We start from the raw sequence: 22,243 nt of genomic DNA, 5'->3' as shown, positions 1-22,243 counted from the left end.
CATTCCTCCCTTGACCTGGGGTAAGTGTCACCCGCGGCGAGCGGGCCGCACATCGGGCGCGTGGCGAACGCGGGTCCGACTTTGGTCTAGGGCGACGCTCGCCCGCAGGCGGCTGCACGGCCGCGGCGGATCGGCGAAGATGGGGCGGGTGAGCGTTCCGCAGGCCAGGCTCAAGCCGTGGCAGCACGGATGGCGGCTGGTCGTGGCCGTCGTCATCGGCCTGCTCGCCTGGGTCTCCGTCGCCTCGAAGCTCCCGCCGGACTCCGAAGATCCCCGGATCGGGTGGCTGATCTTCGGCGACCCGGCGGTGGCCGCCGGATGCCTGGTCGCGGCGATGTGGCGGAGGCGGTACCCGCTCACGGTCGCCACCGGGGTGGTGGTCGCCTCGGCCGTGTCCACGCTCGCCGCCGGGGCGGCGCTGCTGGTGCTGGGGTCGCTGGCCACCCGGCGGCGTCCGCTGGAGACCTCGCTCATCGGGGTCGCGTGCGTGGCGACGGCGCTGGTCACCGACAGCCTCTATCCCCGGACCGGAGAACCCGACCCGTGGTGGATGCTGCTCACCGTGGCGAGCCTGGCCACCGGGATCGTGGTGGCCGTCGGCGCGGCGATCGGGGCGCGGCGGGAGGAGCTGCGGTCGCTGCGGGAACGTGCGGAGAGCGCCGAACGCGAGCAGACCGCGCGGGCCGCCGAGGCGCGGATCGTCGAGCGGCACCGGATCGCCCGCGAGATGCACGACGTCCTCGCGCACCGGGTTTCGCTGGTCGCCATGCAGGCCGGGGTGCTGGGACATCGCACCGACCTCCCGGCCGAGCAGGCCACGGTCCTCGCTCGCGGCATCGCCGACGGCGCGCACCAGGCGCTCGAGGAACTGCGCGACGTGCTCGGGGTGCTGCGGGCGAACCCGGACGGGCTCGAACCGCCGCAGCCGTCGCTCGCGAACCTGCCCGCGCTCGTCGCCGACGCCCGTGCGCTCGGTGTGGCCGTCACGTACACGCCCGATTCGATGGACTCGCCGCCGGACCTGGTTGCCCGCACGGCATATCGGATCGTCCAAGAAGGACTGACCAACGCCGGGAAGCATGCGCCGGGAGCCGAGGTGGTGGTGACCGTCGAGGGGGCCGAGGGCGAGGGACTGCGGGTGACGGTGCGCGATTCCGGGGCGGCGCGGGGCGAGGCGCCGCCGCCGTCGTCGGGGTTCGGGTTGCTGGGGCTCGCCGAACGGGTCGGGCTGGCCGGTGGTGAACTGGACCATCGCGCGGACCCCGGCGGCGGGTTCGTGCTCAGTGCGTGGCTGCCGTGGCCGGCGCGCGGCGAAGGGAGCGAATGAGTGGACGTGGTGATCGTCGACGACGACCAGCTGGTACGGATGTCGTTGCGGCTCATCCTCGACGGGGAACCGGACCTGTCCGTGGTGGGCGAGGCCGCGGACGGCAACACCGCGATCACCGAGGTCCGCCGGTTGAAGCCGGACGTAGTGCTGATGGACGTGCGGATGCCCGGCCGCGACGGCCTGAGTGCCACCGAGGAGATCCTCACGTGGCCGGAAGCGCCGCGGATTCTGGTGCTCACCACGTTCGATTCCGACGAGATGGTGCTCGGCGCGCTGCGAGCCGGTGCGCTGGGTTTCGTGCTGAAAGACACGCCGCCGCCGGACATCCTGGCCGCGGTACGCGCCGTCGCGTCCGGAAACCCGGCGCTGTCCCCGGCCGCGACGAGCCGCCTGATCACCGCGGCAATGGGCCCGCAGTCATCGGAAACCCGCCGCACGGCCCGGGAATCGGCACGCACCCGGCTGTCCGCGCTGACTGAACGCGAGCTGGATACGGCCCGCGCTATTGCGTCCGGACTGTCGAACGCGGAGGTGGGCGCGCGGTTGCACATCAGCGTGGCTACGGTGAAGGCTCATACGAGCAGCTTGTTCACGAAACTCGGCGTCACGAACCGGGTGCAGATCGCGCTGCTGGTCCGCGATGCCGAGGAGTGAGCCGGCGGTGGTTCAGAGGATCCTGATTTTGTCGATCCGCACTCCGCCGGGATGATTCGGGAAAGTGAAGACGGTGCGCTTGCCGATGGGAGTGGACGGCTGCCATTTCTTGTCGCCGTGCCATTGAACGCGGTTTTTTCCGGTGGAGATCCTGGTGAGCCACATGTCGGCACCGCGAGTGCTCGACTTGACGTCCATTTCTCCGCCGTTGGCAATGCAACGGTCTTCGCTGGGAGCGTCCGTGACGTGGATCGTGATGCGCAGGTAATCCGAACTGGTACAGGGCACTTCATTGCTGAGTACCGAGGCGGCTGCGGGTGTTGCCGGAATTGCTGCGGTCAGGACGGCAGCCATTGCCGAGACCAGCACTGCAGTGGTGGCTGAGCGAAACACCGGGTTCTCCTTTGCGAGTCGTTTCGCAAACCGACGATACTGGCCAAGAACGTCGAATCCGGACAATTGTGCACGTTCGGTCAGCCGGTGGTGCATTTTTGACTACTTGTGACGTTTGCGCGGGATCCTTCACCTGGAGGTGCGGGGGCGGCCCGGTTGACCGCCCCCCGCACCGGGTTCAGCTGCAGGTGCCGTCGATACTGCAGGCGCCAGGGCGCTCTTCCAGCAGCCGGGTCACCTCTGCCGCGAGTGCCATGTCTTCCACCGCACCGAAATGGTGGCTGCGGAGGTTCCCGTCACGATCGATGTGCACCATCGAAGGCGTGCCGCGCATTCCGTACCTGCCGAACGTGACCGGCGTCGAACCGCTGTCCTCGTGTGCGTCGACTCCCACCGGGAAGCGGATCCGGTACTCGAACAGGAATGCTTCGAGGCTGGTCGGCGTCATTGCCTCGTGGTGTTCGAACACGCTGCGCAGGCCGATCGGCGAGGTCGAGCGGCTCGCTGTTGAACCACCGGGTGGTCCGCCAAGCCGGAGCGGAAGTCACCATCCGGAACCGGAGTATGGCTGCGACCACAGCGTGACCTGCAGTGTCACCGTCTTGAACCACGCCTGGAACATCGCCTCGACCTCTTCCTCGCTGTGGCCGCCCGCGGCGAGGAACGGGCGCATCGTCGCGGTGATCGGGTAGATGAAGGCCACCAGGTACCGCAGCGGGATGTGCGGGACGGAGTCGACCGCGTCGGTCTTGTTCTTCTTCTCGGACGTGTGCCGCAGGGCGATTTCCTGTTGGTAGGCCAGCCAGCGCTCGTCGTACGGGCGGTTGCAGGTGTCGAGGATCCACTGTCCGAACCGGACTCGCACCCGGTCGAGGTACTCGCCGATCGGTTCGCCCGACGGGGTCGAGAAGTACGCGAGCAGGTGCGGGTGCGAGCCGACGAAGCCGTACCAGACGTCGAGGACCTGGTCGATCTGTCCACTGAGGACTTCACCGGCCGTGCGCAGCGCGGCCTCGTCGTCCGGTCCGAAAAGGACGGTCGCCTTCAGGTTTTCCAGGTCGGCGAGGGTGACCGGTGATGCGGCCAGTGCAGGGTCGTCGGGGGTGTAGCCGGGGATGGTGGGAGTGGTCATTTCGGGCTCCTTACTCGATGGGTTGTCCGTGCAACCGGCTGGTCTGGTCGTCGAGACGGCCGTCCAGCCGGGTGCGCAGCAGCCGGATCCAGGATTCCGGCAGGATTTCGGGGTGGTCGAGAAGACGGTTGGCCGCAACGAGATCGTGCCGGTCCACATTGATCACTCGGTGCACCTCGGCGACGGTGATTCCGTGCTCGGGTTCGTGCAGCAGCTCGATCCCGTCTCCGGTCTCGACGTACCCGGGGCGCAGTACGCGGCAGTAGATGCCGGTGCGGCCGGTGCGCTGGGTCTGTACGGCCAGGTCCGGAATTCCGTGGTACGCCGCGAGTTTGTAACAGGGCCGCCGCGGCTGGGTGACTTGGAGTATCACAGTGCCGACGACGTAGAGCGCACCCATCACCGCGTCGGTCTCCATGATCCCCGTGGTGGTGAGGTTTTCGCCGAACGACGGCGGGGTCAGGTCGCCGAGCCGGTCCGTCCACTGAGGATAGTGCTCGGCCGGGTAGAGGAGTACCGCTTTGTGTGGTCCGCCGTGGTGTTTCCGGTCGCCTTGTTCGTCGCCGGCCAGTCCGAGCTTTCCGACCTCGACCCGGCCCTCGACCGGCGTCTTGCGGAATCCGGAAAGGACAGTCCCGCCTCGCCAGGGCAAGGGAACCACCGGTCCGGTGGAGACGGTGCGTACCTGCATCATCGGGACGTGGCGTGCTTGACCCAGCGGTCGAGGATCTGCGCACCCACCGCCGCAATCGACCGGCCGACGTGCGGCTGGATCACCGTTCCCTCCGGCAGGTGCGGCGAAACCGTCTTCAGCGCTTCGGGATCCAGCTCGACATGGAACTGCAGGCCATACGACGCCCCGACGCGAAACGCCTGGTGCGCGTAATCGTCGGAACTCGCCAGCAGCACGCCGCCTTCGGGTAGCGCGAAAGTGTCGTCGTGCCAATGCACCACGGGCAGCAGCGGACCGGACGGGCCGAGGACCGGGTCGGACAGTCCGGCCGGGGTCAGCTCCACCGTGCCCGCGCCGACCTCGCTCGCCGGACCTCGCTCCACGCGTGCCCCCAGCGCACCGGCCAGCAGCTGCGCACCGAGGCAAACGCCGAGCACCGGGCGGTCGTGCCGGACGCATTCGGCGATGAGCGCTCGTTCCTGCGCGAGATGGGGGAGGCCGTCGAAGGCACCCATCGGCCCGCCGAGGACCACGAGCACGTCGAGGTCCGCCACCGACGGCAGCGGATCCCCTTGGTACACCCGCACGATCTCGACCTCGGCGCCCGCCGCGGTGAGCGCGGGTGCGATCAGGCCGGGCCCCTCGAACGGAACGTGCTGTACCACGACCGAGTGCATTCCGGGCCTCCTTTCTGGAGTCATTCCGGATCTCCCTTGTGCCGCCTCCGACAGCATGCCACACTATCGCTAGGAGTCCTACCTAGTTGTCCGCCGCCCGGAGGAGGGGAGCCGTTCGTGCAGGTCGCCGACCCGGTCGCCGCGCTCCGCGGGGCGTCGCTCCGGATCACCCGGCAGCGCATCGCCGTGCTCACCGCCTTGCGGCACACCCCGCATGCCGGGTTCGAGCACATCCGCGACGCGGTCCGCAAAGACCTCGGTTCCGTTTCCTCCCAGGCGGTTTACGACGTACTGGGCGCGTTGCTCGGGGCCGGTCTGGTGCGCCGGCTCGAGCTGCCCGGTTCGCGTGCGCGCTTCGAACTGCGCACCGACGACCACGACCACCTCGCGTGCCGGGTCTGCGGCGCGGTGACCGACGTCGAGCGCACCGACCTGCCGCCGGTGAACGAGCACGGCTACCACATCGACGGAGCCGAAGTCACGTACTGGGGCACCTGCCCGTCCTGTCTGTCCGCCACACCGAAAGAAGAAGAGCAATGACCTTCGCTGACAACACCGACCCGTTGACGACGGCCGCCGGTGCCCCCGTCGCCGACAACCAGAACAGCGTCACCGCGGGTCCGCGCGGCCCGGTTCTGCTGCAGGACCTGTGGTTGCTGGAAAAGCTCGCGCATTTCGACCGTGAGGTGATCCCGGAGCGGCGGATGCACGCCAAGGGGTCCGGCGCGTTCGGGAAGTTCACCGTCACGCACGACATCAGCCGGTACACCAAGGCCGCGCTGTTCGGCAAGGTCGGCAACGAGGTCGAGACGTTCGCTCGATTCTCCACCGTGGCCGGGGAGCGCGGCGCCGCCGACGCCGAACGTGACATCCGCGGGTTCGCCGTGCGGTTCTACACCACGCAGGGAAACTGGGACCTGGTCGGCAACAACACGCCGATCTTCTTCCACCGCGACCCGCTGAAGTTCCCCGACCTCAACCGCGCGGTGAAGCGCGACCCGCGCACGAACCTGCGCAACCCGGAGAACAACTGGGGATTCTGGACGAACCTGCCCGAATCGCTGCACCAGGTCACCATCATCATGAGCGACCGCGGCATTCCCAAGTCGTACCGGAACATGCACGGCTTCGGCTCGCACGCGTTCAGTCTCATCAACGCCGCGGGCGAGCGGAACTGGGTGAAATTCCACTGGCGCACGCAGCAGGGCATCGAGAACCTCACCGACGCCGAGGCGAGTGCGATCATCGCCGACGACCGCGAATCACACCAGCGTGACCTGTATGAAGCCATCGAACGCGGTGACTATCCGAAGTGGACACTGTACGTGCAGATCATGCCGGAGGCGGACGCGGCGGGCTACCGCTTCCACCCGTTCGACCTCACGAAGGTGTGGAGCAAGAAGGACTACCCGCTGATCGAGGTCGGTGAACTGGAGCTGAACCGCAACCCGGAGAACTACTTCGCCGACGTCGAGCAGGTCGCGTTCACCCCGGCCAACCTCGTGCCCGGGATCTCGGTGAGCCCGGACAAGATGTTGCAGGGCAGGCTGTTTTCGTATGGCGACGCGACGCGGTACCGGCTCGGGGTGAACCACCACCAGATCCCGGTCAACTACCCGCGCGGGGCCACGCTGGTCAACACCTACCACCGCGACGGCGCCATGCGGGTCGACGGCAACCAGGGCGGGGTACCCGGTGTCGAGCCGAACACCTTCGGCCGCTGGGCCGAGCAGCCGCAGTACGCCGAACCTGCGCAGACGGTCGGTGATGTCGCGGATCATTTCGATTACCGCGCGGATGACGACAATTACTTCCAGCAGCCGGGTGATCTTTTCCGGCTCCTCGGCGAAGCGGAGCAGCAGCGGCTTTTCGAGAACACCGCGCGGGCGATCAAGGGTGCCCGTAAAGAAACGGTGGAGCGGCATATCGCGAACTGCGGTCAGGCGGATCCGGCGTACGGTGCCGGGGTGCGCAAGGCTTGTGAGGCGATCGGTGCGCTGTAACGGCTCAGGAGGCTTGCTGGTGTTCCGCGCAGTCGATGCGCAAATCGGCCAGTCGTAAGGGTTTCTGCATCAGGTTGCAATGGTGTGGGGCGGCCGGGTCGGGGTGGGCGTCGGGGCTGAAGAAGCGGCACGTGGTGCACGTGCGGACCACGCTCACCACGCCCTGGCCCTGCAGCTCGCCGATTACGCGCAGCAGGGTGTGCAGCGTCGTCGCCCGGTCCTGTTCCGGGAGCGCGGCCAGCGCGGCGACCACCTGCTGGTCCCACTGCGCGAGTTCCGCGGCGACCGCAGAGCCGCGCTCGGTGAGGGTGAGCAGGCGGCGGCGGCCGTCGGGGCCGGGTGAGCGCGTGAGGAGTCCTTTGCGTTCCAGCGTACTAACGGCGTCCGACATCGTGGGCGTGGTGACATCGAACTCAGCGGCCAGCGCATTGACCTGACGCCGGGACTCCGGTTGCCGGGCCAGCGCGAGTACGGCCTGTTGCTGCAACGGCGAAAGACCCTGCGCCCGCGCACTGTGCTGGGAAAGCGAACGCAGGCCGTTGCCGAGCCGTTCGATGGCGTCGGCCAGCCGCCGGTCGAGGCCGGCTACGTGCTCGGTCATGCGCACCGCCTTGCGGTTAGGACTCCTTATCATAGCAAGAGAGAGTCCCCGGTGCGAAACCGGAAAAGCGCAGAAAAATGCGGAAGAAATCGTCCGCTAAATGGGGGCCGGGGAAATGCGCACCCGGCCCCCGAGCGGGTCAGACGAGCTTCTGCGCTTCCAGCAAGGTGTCCCGCAGGATGTCGGTCATCTCGTCGAACTCCGCCTGCCCGGCGATCAGCGGCGGAGCCAGTTGCACGACCACGTCACCGCGGTCGTCCGGACGGCAGTAGAGGCCGCGGTCGAACAGCGCACCCGGCAGGAAGCCGCGGACGAGCAGTTCCCGCTCCGCAGTGTCGAACGTTTCCCTGGTCGCCTTGTCCTTGACCAGTTCCACCGCCCAGAAGTAGCCGTCACCGCGGACGTCGCCGACGATCGGCAGGTCCAGCAGCGTGCGCAGGGTCGCGCCGAACGCCTCCTGGTTGTCCAGTACGCGCTGGTTGAGGCCCTCCCGCTCCATCAGGTCGAGGTTGGCGAGCGCCACCGCGGCCGACACCGGATGCCCGCCGAAGGTGTACCCGTGCGCGAACCCGACCTTGGGGGCGAGGAACGGCTCCATCACCCGGTCCGACGCGATCATCGCGGCAATCGGGCTGTACCCGGAGCTGAGGCCCTTCGCGCAGACCAGCAGGTCCGGCGCAATGCCGAACTTCTCGCTTGCGAATGTCGTACCGTGGCGGCCAAAGGCGCAGATGACCTCGTCGGCGACGAGAAGCACGTTGTGCCGGTCGCAGATTTCCCGTACCCGGGCGAAATATCCGGGCGGCGGCGTGAGGCAGCCGCCGGAGTTCTGCACCGGTTCGAGCACCACGGCCGCGACCGTGTCCGCGCCCTCGAAAAGAATTGCCTCCTCGATCCGGTCCGCGGCCCAGCGGCCGAATGCTTCGAGGTCGTCGGCGAATTCGGGATGCCGGTACAGATTTGTGTTGGGTACCCGGAATCCGCCCGGCGCGAGCGGTTCGAAATCCTGTTTCATCGCGGGCAACCCGGTGATGGCGAGTGCACCGTGCGGGGTGCCGTGATAAGCCACCGCGCGGCTGATCACCTTGTGTTTGGCGGGTTTTCCGACCAGCTTGAAATACTGTTTCGCGACTTTCCACGCCGATTCCACGGCTTCCCCGCCACCGGTGGTGAAGAAAACGCGGTTGAGGTCACCCGGTGCGAGATGCGCGAGCCGTTCGGCGAGTTCCGCCGCCGGTTTCGTGGCATAGCCCCAGACCGGGAAGTACGCGAGCTCGTTCGCCTGTTTCGCGGCGACCTCCACGAGCTCACGGCGGCCGTGCCCGGCCTGTACCACGAAAAGCCCGGCCAGCCCGTCGAGAATGCGGCGGCCGCGGTCGTCCCACACGTGCATGCCCTCGCCGCGGGTGATCACCGGTACCGGCGTATCGGCGTACTTTCCCATGCGGGAGAAGTGCATCCAGAGGTGCCGGGCTGCTGCCGACTGAGTGTCCATTGTGGTCTCCTCTCAGACGTTCTGCGGGAAGCCGAGGTCGAGCCCGCCCTGTCCGGCGCCGGGCCAGCGGGTGGTGACGACCTTGGCACGGGTGAAGAAGTGCACGCCCTCGCCGCCGTGCGCGTGGGTGTCGCCGAACAGCGAGTTCTTGCGGCCGCCGAACGAGTGGTAGGCCACCGGGACCGGCACCGGCACGTTGACGCCGACCATCCCAGCCTCGACGTCGGCGGCGAACCGGCGGGCCGCGCCGCCGTCGTTGGTGAAGACCGCCGCGCCGTTGCCGTACGGTCCGGCGTTGATCAGCTCCACCGCGTCGGAGAACGTCTCCACCCGTACCACCGACAGCACCGGGCCGAAGATTTCGTCGGTGTAGATCGACATGTCCGGGCGGACGTGGTCGAACACCGTGGGGCCGACGAAGAATCCGTCGCCGTCGGCGTCGAACTCGCCCTGGCGCCCGTCGAGGACCAGCGTTGCGCCTGCCTCGGCCCCAGCGGCGATGTAATTCGTGACCCGGTCCTTCGCCGCCGCGGTCACCAGCGGACCCATGTCGCACGCGCGCGTCCCGTCGCCGGTCACCAGCGTCTTCGCGCGGTCGGCGATCCGGGGGACCAGCGCGTCCGCGACATCGCCCACCGCGACCACCACCGACACCGCCATACAGCGCTCGCCCGCGGACCCGAATCCGGCGCTCACCGCCTGGTCGGCAACCAGGTCCAGGTCGGCGTCGGGCAGCACCACCAGGTGGTTCTTAGCCCCGCCGAGCGCCTGGACGCGCTTGCCGTGCTGGGTGCCCGTTTCGTAGACGTACCGGGCGATCGGGGTCGAGCCGACGAACGAAACCGCCTCGATGTCCGGGCTGCGCAGCAGAGTATCGACAACGGTCTTGTCGCCGTGCAGCACGTTGAACACGCCGTCGGGCAACCCGGCCTCGCGCCACAGCTCGGCGAGCCAGCGCGCGGAGGTCGGCACCTTCTCCGACGGCTTCAGCACCACGGTGTTCCCGGCCGCGATCGCGATCGGGAAGAACCACATCGGCACCATGGCGGGGAAGTTGAACGGCGAGATGATCGCGACCGGGCCGAGCGGCTCGCGCAGGGACGTGACGTCGACGTCGGTGGACGCGTTCGCGGTCGCGTCGCCCTTCAGCAGCTGCGGGATCCCGCACGCGAACTCGACCACCTCCAGGCCGCGCGCGACCTCGCCGGCCGCGTCGGAGAGCACCTTGCCGTGCTCGGCGGTGATGATCTTCGCCAGTTCGAGCGCGCGGGCGTCGAGCAGCTCGCGGAAGCGGAAGAGTACCCGGCTCCGCTTGGCCAGGGAAGTCTTGCGCCACGCGGGAAACGCGGCCTTCGCGGCGGCGATCGCGGCCTCGGCGTCCGCGGCCGAGCCGAGTGGTACGCGCGCGGTGACCCGGCCGGTCGCCGGGTTCGTGACGTCCGCGTAGCCGTCCGGCGTACCGGCTTGGTCACCGCCGTCGATCCACTGGGACAGCGTCGGCACGGAATCGCTCATCGAGCCACCTTTCCTTCGGGTTCAGCTTCCGCAGCGTGCCTCTCTTCCGCGCGCGGGGGAACCGACGAAACGGCGAAACCACGGCACTGGGGTTTACATTTCGTCGGGGTAGGCTGACGAGGTGGAGCTGACCCTGCGCGACGTCCTCGAGCTGCCGGTGATGGCCGCCGGGTCGCCGGTGGTGCGCTCGGCCGCGGACGCGATCGACGTGCCGGTCGCCTCCGTGCACGTGAGTGAGCTGAGCGACGTCGCGGGCACGCTGACCAGCGACGTTCTGGTGCTGTCCATCGGCAGGGCGATGACCGAACCGGGGTTCGACGCGGTCGCGTACATCCGGTCGCTCCGGGACGCGGGGGCGATCGGGCTCGTCGTGGAGCCGGGGCAGCACCTGCGGTGGCTGCCGGACGCGCTCGTACAGGCCGCCCGCGCCGCGCGGTTCCCGCTGGTCGAGTTGCGCAGCACGGTCCGGTTCATCGAGGTCACCGAGACGGTGCACGCGCGGATCGTCAACGCGCACTACGAGCGGCTGCGGCTGGCCGAGCGGGCACACGAGGTGTTCAGCACGGTCGGGTCGCCGGTGCAGGCGCCGGACGCGGTCCTCGCGCACGCGGCGGAGCTGATCGGGCTGCCGGTGGTGCTGGAGGACCGGACCCATCGCGCGCTCGCATACGCCGGTTCCGGGTCAGCCGAAGCCCTCCTGCGCGACTGGCCGGCGCGGTCGAGGCTGGTCCCGTTCACGGCCGGGACCGACGTTGGCGGGCCGGAGGGCTGGATGTGCACGCCGGTCGGTCCGCCCCGCGAACGCTGGGGACGGCTGGTCGTGCCCGCTCGCGCGGGTGGGGAGCAGCCCGCGGCGTGGATGGTGCTGGAACGCGCGGCCGAAGCGCTCACGGTGGGGAAACTGCTCGAGCGCGACCCGCTGTCGATGGAACTCGAAGCACAGGGCGACTTACTGCGTGACCTGCTGCACGGCGCTGTCGCGGACGAGGGTTCGGTGCGCGCCCGGGCTCGCGCGCTCGGGTTGGCTGCGGCAGCGCAGTACGAGGTGCTGGTGTGCCGTCCGGTGGCGCCTGCGCAGGTGCACGCGTTGCTGGAGGCCGTGCTGGCTCCCGGCGGGATCGGTGGCGTGCTCGCCGGGCGCGCTGCGGTGATTCTTCCGGCCTCGGCGGCGTTGCTGGAACGCATTGTGGAAGGGGTACCGGACGGTCTGGCTGCTGCGTTCGGCGCGGCCGGTCCCGTGCGGCGGCTGGCCGAGCTACCCGCGGCGCTGCAGGAAGCGGTGCACGTGGCGGACGTCGATTCGCCTGGGGTACCTGGACTTCGCCGGGCTGGAGATCTGGGGGTACGCGGATTGTTGTGGTGGCTGCGGGATCATCCGCGACTGCACGAGTTCACCGAAGCCCAGCTGCGCCCGTTGCTTACGTTGCCCGAACCCCGTGGTAGCACGGCTTTTGCGACGCTACGCGCTTTCGTCGAGTCCGGGTATTCCATGACTTCGTTTGCGCGGGCGCTGAATTTGAGCCGACCCGCGGCGTACTCCCGGCTGGCGACGATCGAACGCTTGCTCGGGGTTGATCTGTCCAATCCGGACACTCGATTGTCGTTGCACCTGGCGGTATTGGCGCACCGCGGGTCAGGTGCCGGTTCCCCAGCGCAATGACAGGTGGTCGGTGGCGCGTTCGGTGGTGATGTGCATCATGCTGCCGAGAATGGTGGCGCGGTCGGTGACGACGACGGTGCCGTCCGACGTGCTGGTGCTGCGCTCGCTGACCAGGACCGGGGTACCGGCGGGTTCGCCGAGATGCCGGGCGAGCTTGTCGTCCAGGACATCCGGGCGGATGGTTTCACTCGCGCAGCCTACGGTCACGTCGAGCTCGGCCAACGCGGTGTACAGCGAAACTGCGGTGAAATCGTTGTCACGTAAGCGTTCCCCGTGCGGTGGCGCGATCCACGACACCTGATGGATTGCCCGCCGCCCGCCGAACTCGCGGACGCGCTCCAGCCGCAGGCCGGAATCGGTACTGCGGGCTTGCAGCTGGGCCGCGATGCGAGCGGGCAACCGCCGTACCGTCTGGCTCACGACTTCGGTGCGCACGACGTAACCCTGATCGCGCAGGTCCTCGGTGAAGCTGCGCAAGGACCCCAGCCGGTACGTCGGCGTGACAAATGTGCCACGGCCGGGTTGTTGCACGATCAGGGCTTCGTCGCTGAGTTCCCGCAGAGCTTGGCGGAGCGTCATCAGCGTGACGCCGTACGCCGCGCTCAGTTCCCGTTGCGGCGGCAGGGCTTCGCCGGGCGCGTACTCCCCGGCGCGGATCTTCGCGGCGAGATCCGCGGCGATTGCTCGGTACCTCGCCATGCGCGTCCGTTCTCCGTTCCAGCGTCTCCGCGAATCCTACAAGGCGGCCCGCAGCGTTGCGACGTACTCGCCGACCTGCGCCGGACCGGCCCCGTCGAGCACGCGGCGCATGATCGCCGCGCCGATGATCACGCCGTCGGCCACCTGCGCGGCCTCGGCGGCGTGCGCGGGTTCGGAGATGCCGAAACCGACCAGCACCGGACGGTCGGTCGCCCTCTTCACTCGCGCGGCCAGCTCGGTTGCCGATGCAGGCAGGTGGTCGCGTTCGCCGGTGGTGCTCATGGCTGACACGGCGTAGACGAAACCTCGGCTCCGCGCGGCGATTTCGTGCACCCGTCCGGCCGGAGTCGCGGGGGAGACCAGCAGGGCAAGGGGGACCTCGGCGTGGTCGGGGACCTCCTCCAGCGGCAGGTCGGGCACGATCAGCCCGGCGACCCCGGCCCGTTTCAGGTCAGCGGTGAAACCGTTGCGGAGAGCCAGGTTGGCGTACGTGCTCACGACAATCGGTACGTCCACTGTGGACTGCGCGAGGTCGGACAGGACGCTCTGCGGGGTGGTCCCGTCGGCGAGCGCGACGGTGGACGCTTCCTGGATCGTGACGCCGTCGAGGGTCGGGTCGGAGAACGGGATGCCGACCTCGATCGCGTCGGCGCCGGCCGCGGCGAGGGCCGGGAGGTACTCGGTCCATTGTGGAGTGACGCCACCGGTCACGTACGGCATCAGCAGCTTGCGCCCGCGGCTGCGCAGGTGGGTTTCGAGGGTCATCGGACGGTCTCCTCCGAACGGGCGATGAGGGTGGTGATGTCCTTGTCACCGCGGCCGGACAGGGTGAGCAGCACCGTCGAGCCGGCCGGCAGATCCGGGGTACCGGCGGCCTCGGCGACCCAGGCGAGAGCGTGCGCGGATTCGAGCGCCGGGATGATGCCCTCGGTGCGGGCGAGCTGGCCGGCCGCGGCGACTGCGGCGTCGTCCCCGACCGCGACGTACCGCGCCCGGCCGAGATCGCGCAGGTACGCGTGCTCCGGGCCGACACCGGGGTAGTCCAGCCCGGCGGCGATGGAGTGGGCTTCGCGGATCTGGCCGTGCTCGTCCTGGAGGAACAGCGACCGGGACCCGTGCAGGACCCCGGCCTGCCCGGAGGTCGCGCCCGATCCGCCGACGGCTTCGACCCCGACGAGCTGCGCCGTGGTGTCGGCGAATCCCGCGAAGGTACCCGCCGCGTTCGAACCGCCGCCGACGCAGGCGACCACGAAATCCGGCACCGCGGCGTACTGCTCGCGGGCCTCTTCCCCGATCACGCGCTGGAACTCCCGCACCATCCACGGGTACGGATGTGGTCCGACCACCGAGCCGAGGCAGTAGTGCGCTTCGTCGGTCGCGCCGACCCAGTGCCGCATGGCCTCGCTGGTCGCGTCCTTGAGCGTGCGGCTGCCGGCGCGGACCGGCGCGACCTCCGCGCCGAGGTAACGCATGCGGAACACGTTGTGCGCCTGGCGTTCGACGTCTTCCTCGCCCATGAACACGGTGACCGGCAGGTCGAGCAGGGCTCCCGCGGTGGCCGTCGCGACGCCGTGCATTCCGGCCCCGGTCTCGGCGATCAGCCGCCGCTTGCCCATCCGCCGCGCGAGCAGCGCCTGCCCGACGGCGTTGTTGATCTTGTGCGACCCGGTGTGCGTGAGGTCTTCCCGCTTGAGGACGACGGTGACCCCGAGTTCGGCGGACAACCGCGACACCGCGGTCAGCGGGGTGGGGCGGCCGACGTGCCGGGCCAGCATCGTGGTCAGCTCGCCGCGGAACGCCGGGTCGGCCCAGGCTTCCTCGAACGCGTCCGCCACCGCGAAACAGGCCGGGACCAGGGATTCCGGCACCCAGCGCCCGCCGTACTCCCCGAACTTCCCTTGCCGGGCCGGGGTGCGCATGGTCATCGTGAGCTCCTCAGAGTTCTAGAACAGTCACCACAGTTATAGAACTCTTGGCGGCCGAGTGCAACCGCTCCAGGCCGTAGTTGTAAATTCTCCAATCAGTGGGTATATTCCAATGACATGAACGACCGGAAGCGGGCCGACCTGCAGTCCACGCGGCGGGTGCTCGCCGATCCCCTGCGAATCCGGCTGCTGGAGGCGCTGGCGACGGAGCCGCAGTCGGTCAAGGAGCTGGCCGAATGGGTCGGCATGGCGGCGGACCGGCTGTACTACCACCTCCGCCAGCTGGAGCGCGCCGGGCTCGTCGAGGTCTGCGAGTACCGGCGGATCGACGGCGGGAAGGTCGAACGGGTCTACGCGCCGGTGGCCGCCGAGCCGCCCGCGGAGGGTTCTTCACCGGCCGAGATCGCCGAGTTTCTGGGGCAGATGCTGCAGGTCACGCGGGTCGACGTCAGCGATGCGTTCGCTGCCCGCGAGCGCGGTGCCCGCCGGGAGGCACGGCTCTTCCGGACCACCGCGCGGCTGTCGCTGAAGCAGGTCGGCGAATTGTACGACCACGTCGAGAAATTGGTCATGCGGATGCGCGACGAGCCCGCCGAGGACGGGGTCCGGGCGAGCATTGTCTTCGCGCTGACCGATGTGCAGGATCGTCCGGAATCGAGGGGCTGAATGGTGAAGGAAGTTGTCGAGACCAAACCGGCGAGACATCGGGGATGGGGTGCGCTATCCCTGCTGATGGCACTCGCGCTGACGTATTCTGTACCGGCGTTGGTGCCGGTGCTGGCGAATCCCGTCACGTCGTTCCTGCAGGCGATCGGGATTCTTTCCGATCATCCGACGCCTTTCGAACGCGTATTCGCGACCGGTCAGGTGCTGCGCTGGGCGGCGGTCATCCTCCTGCTGCTGTACGTGCTGGTGATCGAACGGGAGTCGCTCGCCTCCCTCGGGTTACGTGCGATGAAACGGAAAGACCTCTGGTGGGCGCTCGGTGGCGCGGCGGTGTTCATCGTCTTCGGCGAGGGTCTCTACCTGCTGCTGCACGGCCCGGGTTTCGACGCGAACAGCGGCCACGGAATGTTCCTGGCGTTCTCGATCGTCGCCAAGATCGCGATTCTGCTCAATGCCGCGGTCTACGAGGAGTTTCTGTTCCGTGGCTTGCTGATGGAACGTCTCATCCGGCTGACCGGCCGGACGTGGCCCGCCGCAATCGTCTCGTTCCTGGTGTTCGCCGGGCTGCATTATCTGAGTGGCAGTTCCGGTCTCGTCGAAACGCTCACCCGGATCGTGGTGGGTTCGGCGGTCCTGGTCGTGGTTTATGCGCGGACTCGCAATACCTACGCCGCGATAATTGCGCACGCGATCTGCGACATCCCCGGAATTCTGGGCTGGTAGCTCACGCCTTGGGCGCTGCCCGCACGTGCGCCCGCTGCCCCTGACGGCCGATCAGGCTGAGGTACTCCACCGGCTGCGCGGTTGCCGCACCGAACCAGTGCGGCACCCGCGTGTCGAATTCCGCGGCCTCGCCAGGGGAAAGCGTGAGGTCGTGTTCCCCGAGGACGAGCCGCACGATCCATTGAGGACATACGCCCATTCGTAGCCCTCGTGCGTCTGCGGGGTCGATTCCTGCGGCTTGCCGGATGAACGCGCTCACCGAGCGGATCCGCGAGATCGTCGACGAACGCGCGGACGCGATGCGGCTGGCCGGACCGCCGGCCGAGCTCGTTGCCCATCCCGTCGCTGGGCGTGCCGTACGCGGACCGTGAAGGCTTCCAGCGCGACACCGCGCAGTTGCTCACCGCCGGGCACGAGACCACGGCGAACATGCTCGCGCTCGGGACGTGGGCGCTGCTCGCGCATCCGGAGCAGCACGCGGTGCTGCGTGGTGACCCGTCGCTGGCCGACGGTGCGGTGGAGGAGCTGCTGCGCTACTTGACCATCGACGGGATCCTGCTGCGTGCCGGGGAAGCGGTGCAGGTCCACCGGCCGGCCGCGAACCGCGATCCGGACCGGTTCCCCGACCCGGACCGGGCTGGACGTGCGCCGCCCGGTGGCCGGGCATCTCGCGTTCGGCCGCGGGATCCACCAGTGCCTCGGTCAGCAGCTCGCCCGCATCGAACTGCGGACCGCCCTCGGCACGCTGCTGCAACGGTTCCCGGGGTTGCGCCTGGCGATCCCGGCGGAGCAGGTGCGGATGCGGTCGGACATGGAGGTGTACGGCGTGCACGAGCTCCCGGTGACGTGGTGAGCGTCAGCGGGCCACGGCGACGTTGTCCGGCGATCGGTTTTTCCGGCAGGTCCGCGCGGGAAATGCCGCTCGCTCGGCGATCCCTCTTCCGCGAGGCTCGTACCCATGGTTCCGGGTACGAGGAGAATGAACGTGCGAAACCCCAGTGGTGGCTCACCGGAGATCGACGTCGATGCGGTGATCATCGGCGCCGGATTCGCCGGGCTGCGGGCCCTTTACGAGCTCCGTGACGTCGTAGGACTGTCGGTCCGGGTCATCGAGGCGGCCACGGACGTGGGCGGCACATGGCACTGGAACCGCTATCCCGGCGCCCGCTGCGACAGCGATTCGATCGTTTTCTGCTACTCGTTCTCCCGCGAGCTTCAGCAGGAGTGGGACTGGCACGAGCGCCAAGCTACCCAGCCGGAGATCAAACGGTACCTGCAGCACGTCGCAGATCGTTTCGGCATGCGCCGCGATATCCGGTTCGGTACGACCGTGAATTCCGCAATCCATGACGACCGGAATAACCACTGGACCGTCACGACGGACCACGGTGACAGCATCAGGTGCCGGTATCTGATCACCGCGGTCGGGCCTTTGTCCGCCGCATTGAACCCTCCGTTCGATGGCCTGGAGTCGTTCGAGGGGGACTGGTACCTGACGGCACGGTGGCCGGAGAAACCGGTCGACCTCACAGGTAAGCGAGTCGCGGTGGTCGGGACCGGGCCGACCGCTGTTCAGCTCATCCCGGTCGTCGCCCAGTCTGCCCGGCAGCTCACCGTATTCCAGCGCACCGCAAGCTTTGTGCTCCCGGCTCGCAACCAGGTGTTCGACCAGGACAAGCGGCGGGAGATCAAGGACAGCTACGACGAGATCTGGGCGAGGGCACACCAGCAGTCGGAGGGGCTGCCGTATGACGACTCGGACGTGGTGTTCGGGGAGTTGCCCGAGGCCGAGCAGCAGCGGTTGCTCGAAAGAGGATGGGAACTCGGTGGCCTGCACTTCGTCTTCGAAACGTTCGCCGACTGGACGATCGACGAGGCAGCCAACACGGCCATGGCCGACTTCGTCCGGCGCAAGATCCACGCCGTCGTCGACGACCCGGCCACGGCTGACCTGCTCTGCCCGCCCGACCCCATGGCCAAGGCGGCCATCGGCCACCACTACTACCAGACGTTCAACCGGCCGAATGTCTCGATCGTCGACCTGAGCGGAAACCCGATCGAAGAGGTGACTCGCAGCGGGATCCGGACGACGGACGGCGAGTACGAATTCGATGTCATCATCTTCGCGCTCGGCTTCGACATCACCGGTGGAGTCGATCGTATCGACATCCGCGGCAAGGACGGGCGGTCGATCAGGGAGAAGTGGAGCGCCGGTCCGCGGTCCTGCTACGGGTTTGCGGTCGACGGCTTCCCGAACCTGTTCATGAGCTCCGGGCCGCTCAGCCCCATCGTGAACGGGCCGGTCATGAACGAACATGCCGCCCGGTGGATCGGGCGTGCCATCTCGCACCTGCAGGACAACGGATACCGCAGCATGGAGGCCCTGCCGGATACCGTCGAATCCTGGGTGAAGGAGGTAGCGGAGGAATTCGACGGAACCGCATTGCACAAGGCTGCAGACGGCGGCTCCCAATACGTCGGGGCAAACGTCCCGGGAAAGGTGAAAGCACCTGTTCTCTACACCGGGCACACCGGGAATTACTTTGCCCGGATCGAGAAGGTGGCAAACAACGGCTTCGAGGGTTTCTCTTTTACCTGACGAGGTTGCCTCCGGGTGAGGCGTAGCGCCGGATGCACTTTTCCGCCAAGCTGGTCGCCAGCCTGGATCCGGCCGAAGGTTCGGCGCCCCGCCAATGCACCGCGACGACGGTGTCGTGGAACTTCGGCTGCAAGGGCACCCAGCTCAGGTGCGGGGCGACTTTCCGCAGCAGCGGCAAGGGAACCACCGTACTGCCGACTCCGCGGTCCACGAGTTTGATTGCCGTCTCGCCGCTTTCGACCTCGGCCCGGATGGTCAAGGTAAGCCCGAGGCGTTGTACCCGTTCGGCCAGCCGGACGCGGAACGAATCCGTCGCTCGTTCGCGTGCGTTGGCCAGCACCAAGCTGGCCGAGGCGAGGTCGTGGGCGGTGACCTCCCGATCGGGAACGGCCGGGTCCTTGCTGGTGAACACGTGCTCGATCTGCGCGATGGGGCGGATGTCGAAATCATCTTCGTTCGCGATCGGCAAGGTGGCAAAGGCGACATCGATCAGGCCGTGCCGGAGCGCGTCAATGGCCTCGGTTGAGCTCCGGCCGACAATCTCGATATGTAAACCAGGATACTCCTGCAGTATTTTCGCGATCAGATCGTCGTCGATCACCGAATGGGCATACATGCCGACCCGGACCGTTCCCGATTCGAGGGCTCCGGCCGATTTGGCCGCCCGTTCCGCTTCCGCGACGGCCGCGACCGCCCGCTCCGCATGGGGGCGCAGGGCGTCTCCTGCCGGGGTGGGGACGACCCCGCGGCCACGTCGTTCGAACAAGCGCGTCTGTACGGCGCGCTCGAGCAGGTTGATGTGCTCGGACAAGGTCGCCGGAGCGTACCCGAGCTGCGCTGCTGCACTGGCGAACGAGCCGTACTCACTCGCGGCGAGGAAACACCTGAGCTGGTGGAGCGTGATCATGCTTCTCGACAGTACCGCGGGCCACGATGCCGTCGTACATCATGCGGCGGACGGCTTCGCTCAGGTTGCGTTGGTCACCCGGGTTGCGCAGGGACGAGATCGCGGACGCCAGGATCATGCCGTTGATGGCGCGTGCGGTGTTCGCGATGTCCAGGTCGGCGCGCAGGTAGCCCAGTTCCACCCCGTGTGACAGGTATGCCGCGGTCAGTTCCGTGGCCATTTCGAGGAAGTCCAGTACCCGCGCGGCCATCGCTTTGTCGATTCCGGCTGCTTCGAACAGCAGCAGCCGGGGGACGCGCGGGTCCTCGCCGAAGATGTGGGCCAGTGCGTCGCCGATGCGGGCGCTCTGCTCGCGGTAGGCGTCCAAAGTGGACACCGCAGCCGGGGCGTTTTCGGCCGTGAGTGCGGTGACGATGCGGGTGACGAGGTCGTCGATGACGTGGTCGACGATGTCGCGTTTGTTCTCGAAGTACCGGTAGAACGTGCCGTGTCCGATGCCGAGGCGGGTGGCGATGTCGGAGATGCCGGTGGCGTGGTAGCCGAGGTCGGCAAAGCAGTCGAAGGCCGCGTCGATGATTTCGCGGCGCAGTTCCTGCTTCCGGCGTTCGGCGCGGGTGGCGGGGCGGGACTCGGCTGTCACGTCCGCAGTGTATTGCCAATCCCGCCGAAGTGACATACCGTTCCGTTACTGACACGTCGTTCCGGACGGAGGCCGAGCATGCAGTACGACGCGGTCATCGTGGGTGCGGGCTTCGGCGGCATGGGCGCGGCCATCCAGCTGCGCCGGCTCGGCTACCGCGACCTGCTGATCCTCGAGCGGGAGGACGACCTCGGCGGCACCTGGCACGTCAACCGCTACCCGGGGCTGGCCGTCGACATCCCGTCGTCCACCTACTCGTACTCGTTCGAGCCCAACCCGTACTGGTCGCGGCTGTTCGCGCCCGGTGCCGAGCTGAAGAAGTACGCCGAGCACGTGGCGGACAAGTACGGCCTGCGTGCGTCGATGCGCTTCGGCACGGTGGTGACCGGCGCGACGTGGGACGGGTCCGGCTGGCGGATCGGGATCGAAGGCGGGGAGACGGTCACCACGAAGTACCTGCTCACCGCCACCGGATTCCTGTCGCAGCCCAAGATGCCGGACATCGAGGGCATCGATCGCTTTGCCGGCAAGGTCATCCACACCACCGCGTGGGACGACAGCTACGACCTCACCGGCAAACGCGCCGCGGTGATCGGCACCGGGGCCACGGCCGTACAGCTGATCCCCGAGATCGCCAAGGTCGCCGCGGACCTCACGGTGTACCAGCGCACGCCGATCTGGGTGAGCCCGAAGCCCGATTACGCCGTGCCGAAGCCGGTGCAGCAAGCGTTTGCGCGGCTGCCGCTCGTGCAGCGGGCGGTGCGGCTGGCCGGGAGCTCACTGCTGGAACTGATGATGATCTCGGGCGTGGTGCAGTACCGGCAGTTCCGTACCGCCAACCGGATCGCCGAACGCTGGTGCCGTGCGCATCTGCACCGCCAGGTCCGCGATCCCGCGCTGCGCCGCAAGCTCACGCCGGACTATTCCTTCGGCTGCAAGCGGCCCACGTTCTCCAACGACTACTTCCCGGCCTTCACGCGTCCGCACGTACATCTCGAAACGAACCGCATCGAGCGGATCGACGAGACCGGGGTCGTGACCGCCGACGGTACCCGCACCGAGATCGACGTGCTCGTGCTCGCCACCGGATTCAACCTGTGGGACACGAATTTCCCGGCCATCGAAATCCTCGGCCGGGACGGGAAGAACCTCGGGAAATGGTGGCGGGCGAACCGGTTCCAGGCTTATGAAGGCGTCACCGTGCCCGGGTTCCCGAATCTGGTTTCGCTCAACAGCCCGTATTCCTACAGTGGCCTTTCGTATTTCACCACCATCGAATGTCAGATGAAACACCTGGACCGGCTTTTCACCGCCATGCGCCGCCGCGGAGCCGACATTTTCGAGGTGAAGCAGAGCGCGAACGACGAATTCCTCGACCGGATGACGCGTAAAGTCGGGCATTCGGTGTTCACGCTCGGCCAATGCGCCACCGCCAACAGCTACTACTTCAACCAGCACGGCGAGGCCACCCTGCTCCGGCCGACCTCGACGATCAGCGCACACCGCGAAGCAGCACGATTCCCGTTGCAGGACTACAGTTTCGCATGACGGCCGGTGGCCGACGATCCCGTCGGCCACCGGTTTTCGTCACTGGATCAGAAGATCGACAGCCGACTGGTCGTCCCGCTGACGGCACCAGTGGGCGTTGTCCGGATAGTTCCAGTTCGCCCACTGATCGCATTCGTAATACTGGTAAGGGCCGAAGGAAACTCCGGTGTACCGCCACACGCCACCCGGATCGAAGTCCGAAGTACCGGCCGAGGCCAACGCCGGGGTGGCCACCGAAAGGCCGATCGCCATGGCGAGAACGGCGAATCCCCCGGCAAGCTTCTTGCCCATGAATCCTCCCTCTTTCGCGGAAAGCACAAGATTGATGTGCTTCTTCGAAAGTTAGCAGCCAGGGGCGCCGGAAAAGTGGCGGTGAGCCCTTTGTGGCACCGCTTCTGCCCGG

General features: G+C 67.9%; 23 protein-coding genes and 2 pseudogenes. 10 read left to right on the top strand and 15 right to left on the bottom strand.

Going from position 1 to position 22,243, the window contains the following annotated elements; translation table 11 throughout:
* The first annotated feature begins 148 nt into the window (after positions 1-148).
* Entirely contained in the window at positions 149-1,327 is a 1,179-nt protein-coding gene (locus tag OO71_RS06390) for a sensor histidine kinase (protein WP_245633581.1), read from the top strand.
* Complete coding sequence (locus OO71_RS06385; protein WP_281178393.1) at positions 1,328-1,984, top strand: response regulator transcription factor; 657 nt, start codon at positions 1,328-1,330, stop codon at positions 1,982-1,984.
* Between the two features lie 12 nt (positions 1,985-1,996).
* On the opposite strand, the gene OO71_RS06380 is transcribed toward OO71_RS06385, so the two are convergent.
* From OO71_RS06380 to OO71_RS06360, 5 genes are all read right to left on the bottom strand, one after another.
* Positions 1,997-2,473, bottom strand: coding sequence for a beta/gamma crystallin domain-containing protein (locus tag OO71_RS06380; protein WP_211260445.1), 477 nt, complete (start codon positions 2,471-2,473; stop codon positions 1,997-1,999).
* 82 nt (positions 2,474-2,555) lie between these two features.
* Complete coding sequence (locus tag OO71_RS46185; protein WP_211260444.1) at positions 2,556-2,825, bottom strand: TlpA family protein disulfide reductase; 270 nt, start codon at positions 2,823-2,825, stop codon at positions 2,556-2,558.
* Positions 2,826-2,921: 96 nt separating this feature from the next.
* Entirely contained in the window at positions 2,922-3,509 is a 588-nt protein-coding gene (locus tag OO71_RS06370) for a protoglobin domain-containing protein (RefSeq protein ID WP_033288644.1), read from the bottom strand.
* Between the two features lie 10 nt (positions 3,510-3,519).
* Positions 3,520-4,203: an MOSC domain-containing protein gene (locus tag OO71_RS06365; RefSeq protein ID WP_051791107.1), complete on the bottom strand. Its 684-nt coding sequence runs from the start codon at positions 4,201-4,203 to the stop codon at positions 3,520-3,522.
* Entirely contained in the window at positions 4,200-4,859 is a 660-nt protein-coding gene (locus OO71_RS06360) for a type 1 glutamine amidotransferase (protein ID WP_051791104.1), read from the bottom strand. The genes OO71_RS06365 and OO71_RS06360 overlap by 4 nt, the downstream gene beginning before the upstream one ends.
* Before the next feature lie 117 nt (positions 4,860-4,976).
* Between OO71_RS06360 and OO71_RS06355 the strand changes: the two genes are divergently transcribed.
* Together OO71_RS06355 and OO71_RS06350 are read left to right on the top strand one after the other, a co-directional pair.
* Positions 4,977-5,399, top strand: a complete 423-nt coding sequence (locus OO71_RS06355) for a Fur family transcriptional regulator (protein ID WP_033288642.1) — start codon at positions 4,977-4,979, stop codon at positions 5,397-5,399.
* Positions 5,396-6,862: a catalase gene (locus tag OO71_RS06350; protein WP_033288641.1), complete on the top strand. Its 1,467-nt coding sequence runs from the start codon at positions 5,396-5,398 to the stop codon at positions 6,860-6,862. Before OO71_RS06355 ends, OO71_RS06350 begins: the two co-directional genes overlap by 4 nt.
* A gap of 4 nt (positions 6,863-6,866) precedes the next feature.
* Here the strand turns inward: OO71_RS06350 and OO71_RS06345 are convergent, their stop codons facing one another.
* From OO71_RS06345 to OO71_RS06335, 3 genes are all read right to left on the bottom strand, one after another.
* Entirely contained in the window at positions 6,867-7,463 is a 597-nt protein-coding gene (locus tag OO71_RS06345; protein WP_033288640.1) for a MarR family winged helix-turn-helix transcriptional regulator, read from the bottom strand.
* Positions 7,464-7,602: 139 nt separating this feature from the next.
* Complete coding sequence (locus OO71_RS06340) at positions 7,603-8,958, bottom strand: aspartate aminotransferase family protein (RefSeq protein ID WP_033288639.1); 1,356 nt, start codon at positions 8,956-8,958, stop codon at positions 7,603-7,605.
* Between the two features lie 12 nt (positions 8,959-8,970).
* A complete protein-coding gene (locus OO71_RS06335; protein WP_084144740.1) occupies positions 8,971-10,473 on the bottom strand; it encodes a CoA-acylating methylmalonate-semialdehyde dehydrogenase in 1,503 nt (500 codons plus the stop codon).
* Between the two features lie 121 nt (positions 10,474-10,594).
* On the opposite strand from OO71_RS06335, the gene OO71_RS06330 reads away from it, so the two are divergent.
* Positions 10,595-12,133: a PucR family transcriptional regulator gene (locus tag OO71_RS06330; RefSeq protein ID WP_033288638.1), complete on the top strand. Its 1,539-nt coding sequence runs from the start codon at positions 10,595-10,597 to the stop codon at positions 12,131-12,133.
* On the opposite strand, the gene OO71_RS06325 is transcribed toward OO71_RS06330, so the two are convergent.
* From OO71_RS06325 to trpB, 3 genes are read right to left on the bottom strand one after another with little or no spacing between them, the layout of a single operon-like run.
* Positions 12,107-12,832 carry a GntR family transcriptional regulator gene (locus OO71_RS06325; protein ID WP_033288637.1) on the bottom strand — a complete coding sequence of 242 codons (726 nt, stop codon included), beginning with the start codon at positions 12,830-12,832 and terminating at the stop codon, positions 12,107-12,109. The two genes, OO71_RS06330 and OO71_RS06325, sit on opposite strands and share 27 nt — an antisense overlap.
* A 36-nt stretch (positions 12,833-12,868) precedes the next feature.
* Entirely contained in the window at positions 12,869-13,597 is a 729-nt protein-coding gene (trpA, locus tag OO71_RS06320) for a tryptophan synthase subunit alpha (RefSeq protein WP_033288636.1), read from the bottom strand.
* Positions 13,594-14,757, bottom strand: a complete 1,164-nt coding sequence (trpB, locus tag OO71_RS06315; protein WP_033288635.1) for a tryptophan synthase subunit beta — start codon at positions 14,755-14,757, stop codon at positions 13,594-13,596. The genes trpA and trpB overlap by 4 nt, the downstream gene beginning before the upstream one ends.
* Before the next feature lie 117 nt (positions 14,758-14,874).
* Here trpB and OO71_RS47080 point away from each other — a divergent pair, with 117 nt between their 5' ends.
* Positions 14,875-15,423 carry an ArsR/SmtB family transcription factor gene (locus tag OO71_RS47080; protein ID WP_051791101.1) on the top strand — a complete coding sequence of 183 codons (549 nt, stop codon included), beginning with the start codon at positions 14,875-14,877 and terminating at the stop codon, positions 15,421-15,423.
* Positions 15,424-16,146: a CPBP family intramembrane glutamic endopeptidase gene (locus OO71_RS06305; protein ID WP_033288634.1), complete on the top strand. Its 723-nt coding sequence runs from the start codon at positions 15,424-15,426 to the stop codon at positions 16,144-16,146.
* A 1-nt stretch (position 16,147) separates the two neighbouring features.
* Here the strand turns inward: OO71_RS06305 and OO71_RS49915 are convergent.
* A pseudogene (locus OO71_RS49915) lies at positions 16,148-16,380 on the bottom strand (cupin domain-containing protein); the annotation flags it as partial.
* Between the two features lie 8 nt (positions 16,381-16,388).
* Between OO71_RS49915 and OO71_RS48565 the strand changes: the two are divergent.
* Together OO71_RS48565 and OO71_RS06290 are read left to right on the top strand one after the other, a co-directional pair.
* A pseudogene (locus OO71_RS48565) lies at positions 16,389-16,999 on the top strand (cytochrome P450); the annotation flags it as partial.
* Between the two features lie 132 nt (positions 17,000-17,131).
* Positions 17,132-18,745 carry a flavin-containing monooxygenase gene (locus OO71_RS06290; protein WP_211260443.1) on the top strand — a complete coding sequence of 538 codons (1,614 nt, stop codon included), beginning with the start codon at positions 17,132-17,134 and terminating at the stop codon, positions 18,743-18,745.
* Here the strand turns inward: OO71_RS06290 and OO71_RS06285 are convergent.
* Positions 18,738-19,652, bottom strand: coding sequence for a LysR family transcriptional regulator (locus OO71_RS06285; protein WP_033288632.1), 915 nt, complete (start codon positions 19,650-19,652; stop codon positions 18,738-18,740). The genes OO71_RS06290 and OO71_RS06285 overlap by 8 nt on opposite strands.
* Complete coding sequence (locus OO71_RS06280; protein ID WP_051791134.1) at positions 19,609-20,292, bottom strand: TetR/AcrR family transcriptional regulator; 684 nt, start codon at positions 20,290-20,292, stop codon at positions 19,609-19,611. Before OO71_RS06280 ends, OO71_RS06285 begins: the two co-directional genes overlap by 44 nt.
* Before the next feature lie 78 nt (positions 20,293-20,370).
* On the opposite strand from OO71_RS06280, the gene OO71_RS06275 reads away from it, so the two are divergent.
* On the top strand, positions 20,371-21,840 hold the full coding sequence (locus tag OO71_RS06275) for a flavin-containing monooxygenase (RefSeq protein ID WP_033288631.1): 1,470 nt from the start codon (positions 20,371-20,373) through the stop codon (positions 21,838-21,840).
* A gap of 39 nt (positions 21,841-21,879) precedes the next feature.
* Here the strand turns inward: OO71_RS06275 and OO71_RS06270 are convergent, their stop codons facing one another.
* On the bottom strand, positions 21,880-22,131 hold the full coding sequence (locus OO71_RS06270) for a hypothetical protein (RefSeq protein WP_033288630.1): 252 nt from the start codon (positions 22,129-22,131) through the stop codon (positions 21,880-21,882).
* Positions 22,132-22,243: the final 112 nt, after the last annotated feature.

Origin of the sequence: Amycolatopsis jejuensis (assembly GCF_000717335.1) — a bacterium.
Taxonomy (GTDB): Bacteria; Actinomycetota; Actinomycetes; order Mycobacteriales; family Pseudonocardiaceae; genus Amycolatopsis; species Amycolatopsis jejuensis.
The sequence above is the reverse complement of the archived record's forward strand: the minus strand, read 5'-3'. Positions and strand labels throughout refer to the sequence as shown.

Coding starts and splice junctions, on each gene's coding strand:
- OO71_RS06380 (WP_211260445.1), bottom strand. CDS start 2,473: ATGCACCACCGGCTGACCGAACGTGCACAATTGTCCGGATTCGACGTT.
- trpA (WP_033288636.1), bottom strand. CDS start 13,597: ATGACCCTCGAAACCCACCTGCGCAGCCGCGGGCGCAAGCTGCTGATG.
- OO71_RS47080 (WP_051791101.1), top strand. CDS start 14,875: ATGAACGACCGGAAGCGGGCCGACCTGCAGTCCACGCGGCGGGTGCTC.
- OO71_RS06325 (WP_033288637.1), bottom strand. CDS start 12,832: ATGGCGAGGTACCGAGCAATCGCCGCGGATCTCGCCGCGAAGATCCGC.
- OO71_RS06360 (WP_051791104.1), bottom strand. CDS start 4,859: ATGCACTCGGTCGTGGTACAGCACGTTCCGTTCGAGGGGCCCGGCCTG.
- OO71_RS06305 (WP_033288634.1), top strand. CDS start 15,424: ATGGTGAAGGAAGTTGTCGAGACCAAACCGGCGAGACATCGGGGATGG.
- trpB (WP_033288635.1), bottom strand. CDS start 14,757: ATGACCATGCGCACCCCGGCCCGGCAAGGGAAGTTCGGGGAGTACGGC.
- OO71_RS06335 (WP_084144740.1), bottom strand. CDS start 10,473: ATGAGCGATTCCGTGCCGACGCTGTCCCAGTGGATCGACGGCGGTGAC.
- OO71_RS06350 (WP_033288641.1), top strand. CDS start 5,396: ATGACCTTCGCTGACAACACCGACCCGTTGACGACGGCCGCCGGTGCC.
- OO71_RS46185 (WP_211260444.1), bottom strand. CDS start 2,825: ATGACGCCGACCAGCCTCGAAGCATTCCTGTTCGAGTACCGGATCCGC.
- OO71_RS06275 (WP_033288631.1), top strand. CDS start 20,371: ATGCAGTACGACGCGGTCATCGTGGGTGCGGGCTTCGGCGGCATGGGC.
- OO71_RS06340 (WP_033288639.1), bottom strand. CDS start 8,958: ATGGACACTCAGTCGGCAGCAGCCCGGCACCTCTGGATGCACTTCTCC.
- OO71_RS06365 (WP_051791107.1), bottom strand. CDS start 4,203: ATGATGCAGGTACGCACCGTCTCCACCGGACCGGTGGTTCCCTTGCCC.
- OO71_RS06370 (WP_033288644.1), bottom strand. CDS start 3,509: ATGACCACTCCCACCATCCCCGGCTACACCCCCGACGACCCTGCACTG.
- OO71_RS06285 (WP_033288632.1), bottom strand. CDS start 19,652: ATGATCACGCTCCACCAGCTCAGGTGTTTCCTCGCCGCGAGTGAGTAC.
- OO71_RS06345 (WP_033288640.1), bottom strand. CDS start 7,463: ATGACCGAGCACGTAGCCGGCCTCGACCGGCGGCTGGCCGACGCCATC.
- OO71_RS06270 (WP_033288630.1), bottom strand. CDS start 22,131: ATGGGCAAGAAGCTTGCCGGGGGATTCGCCGTTCTCGCCATGGCGATC.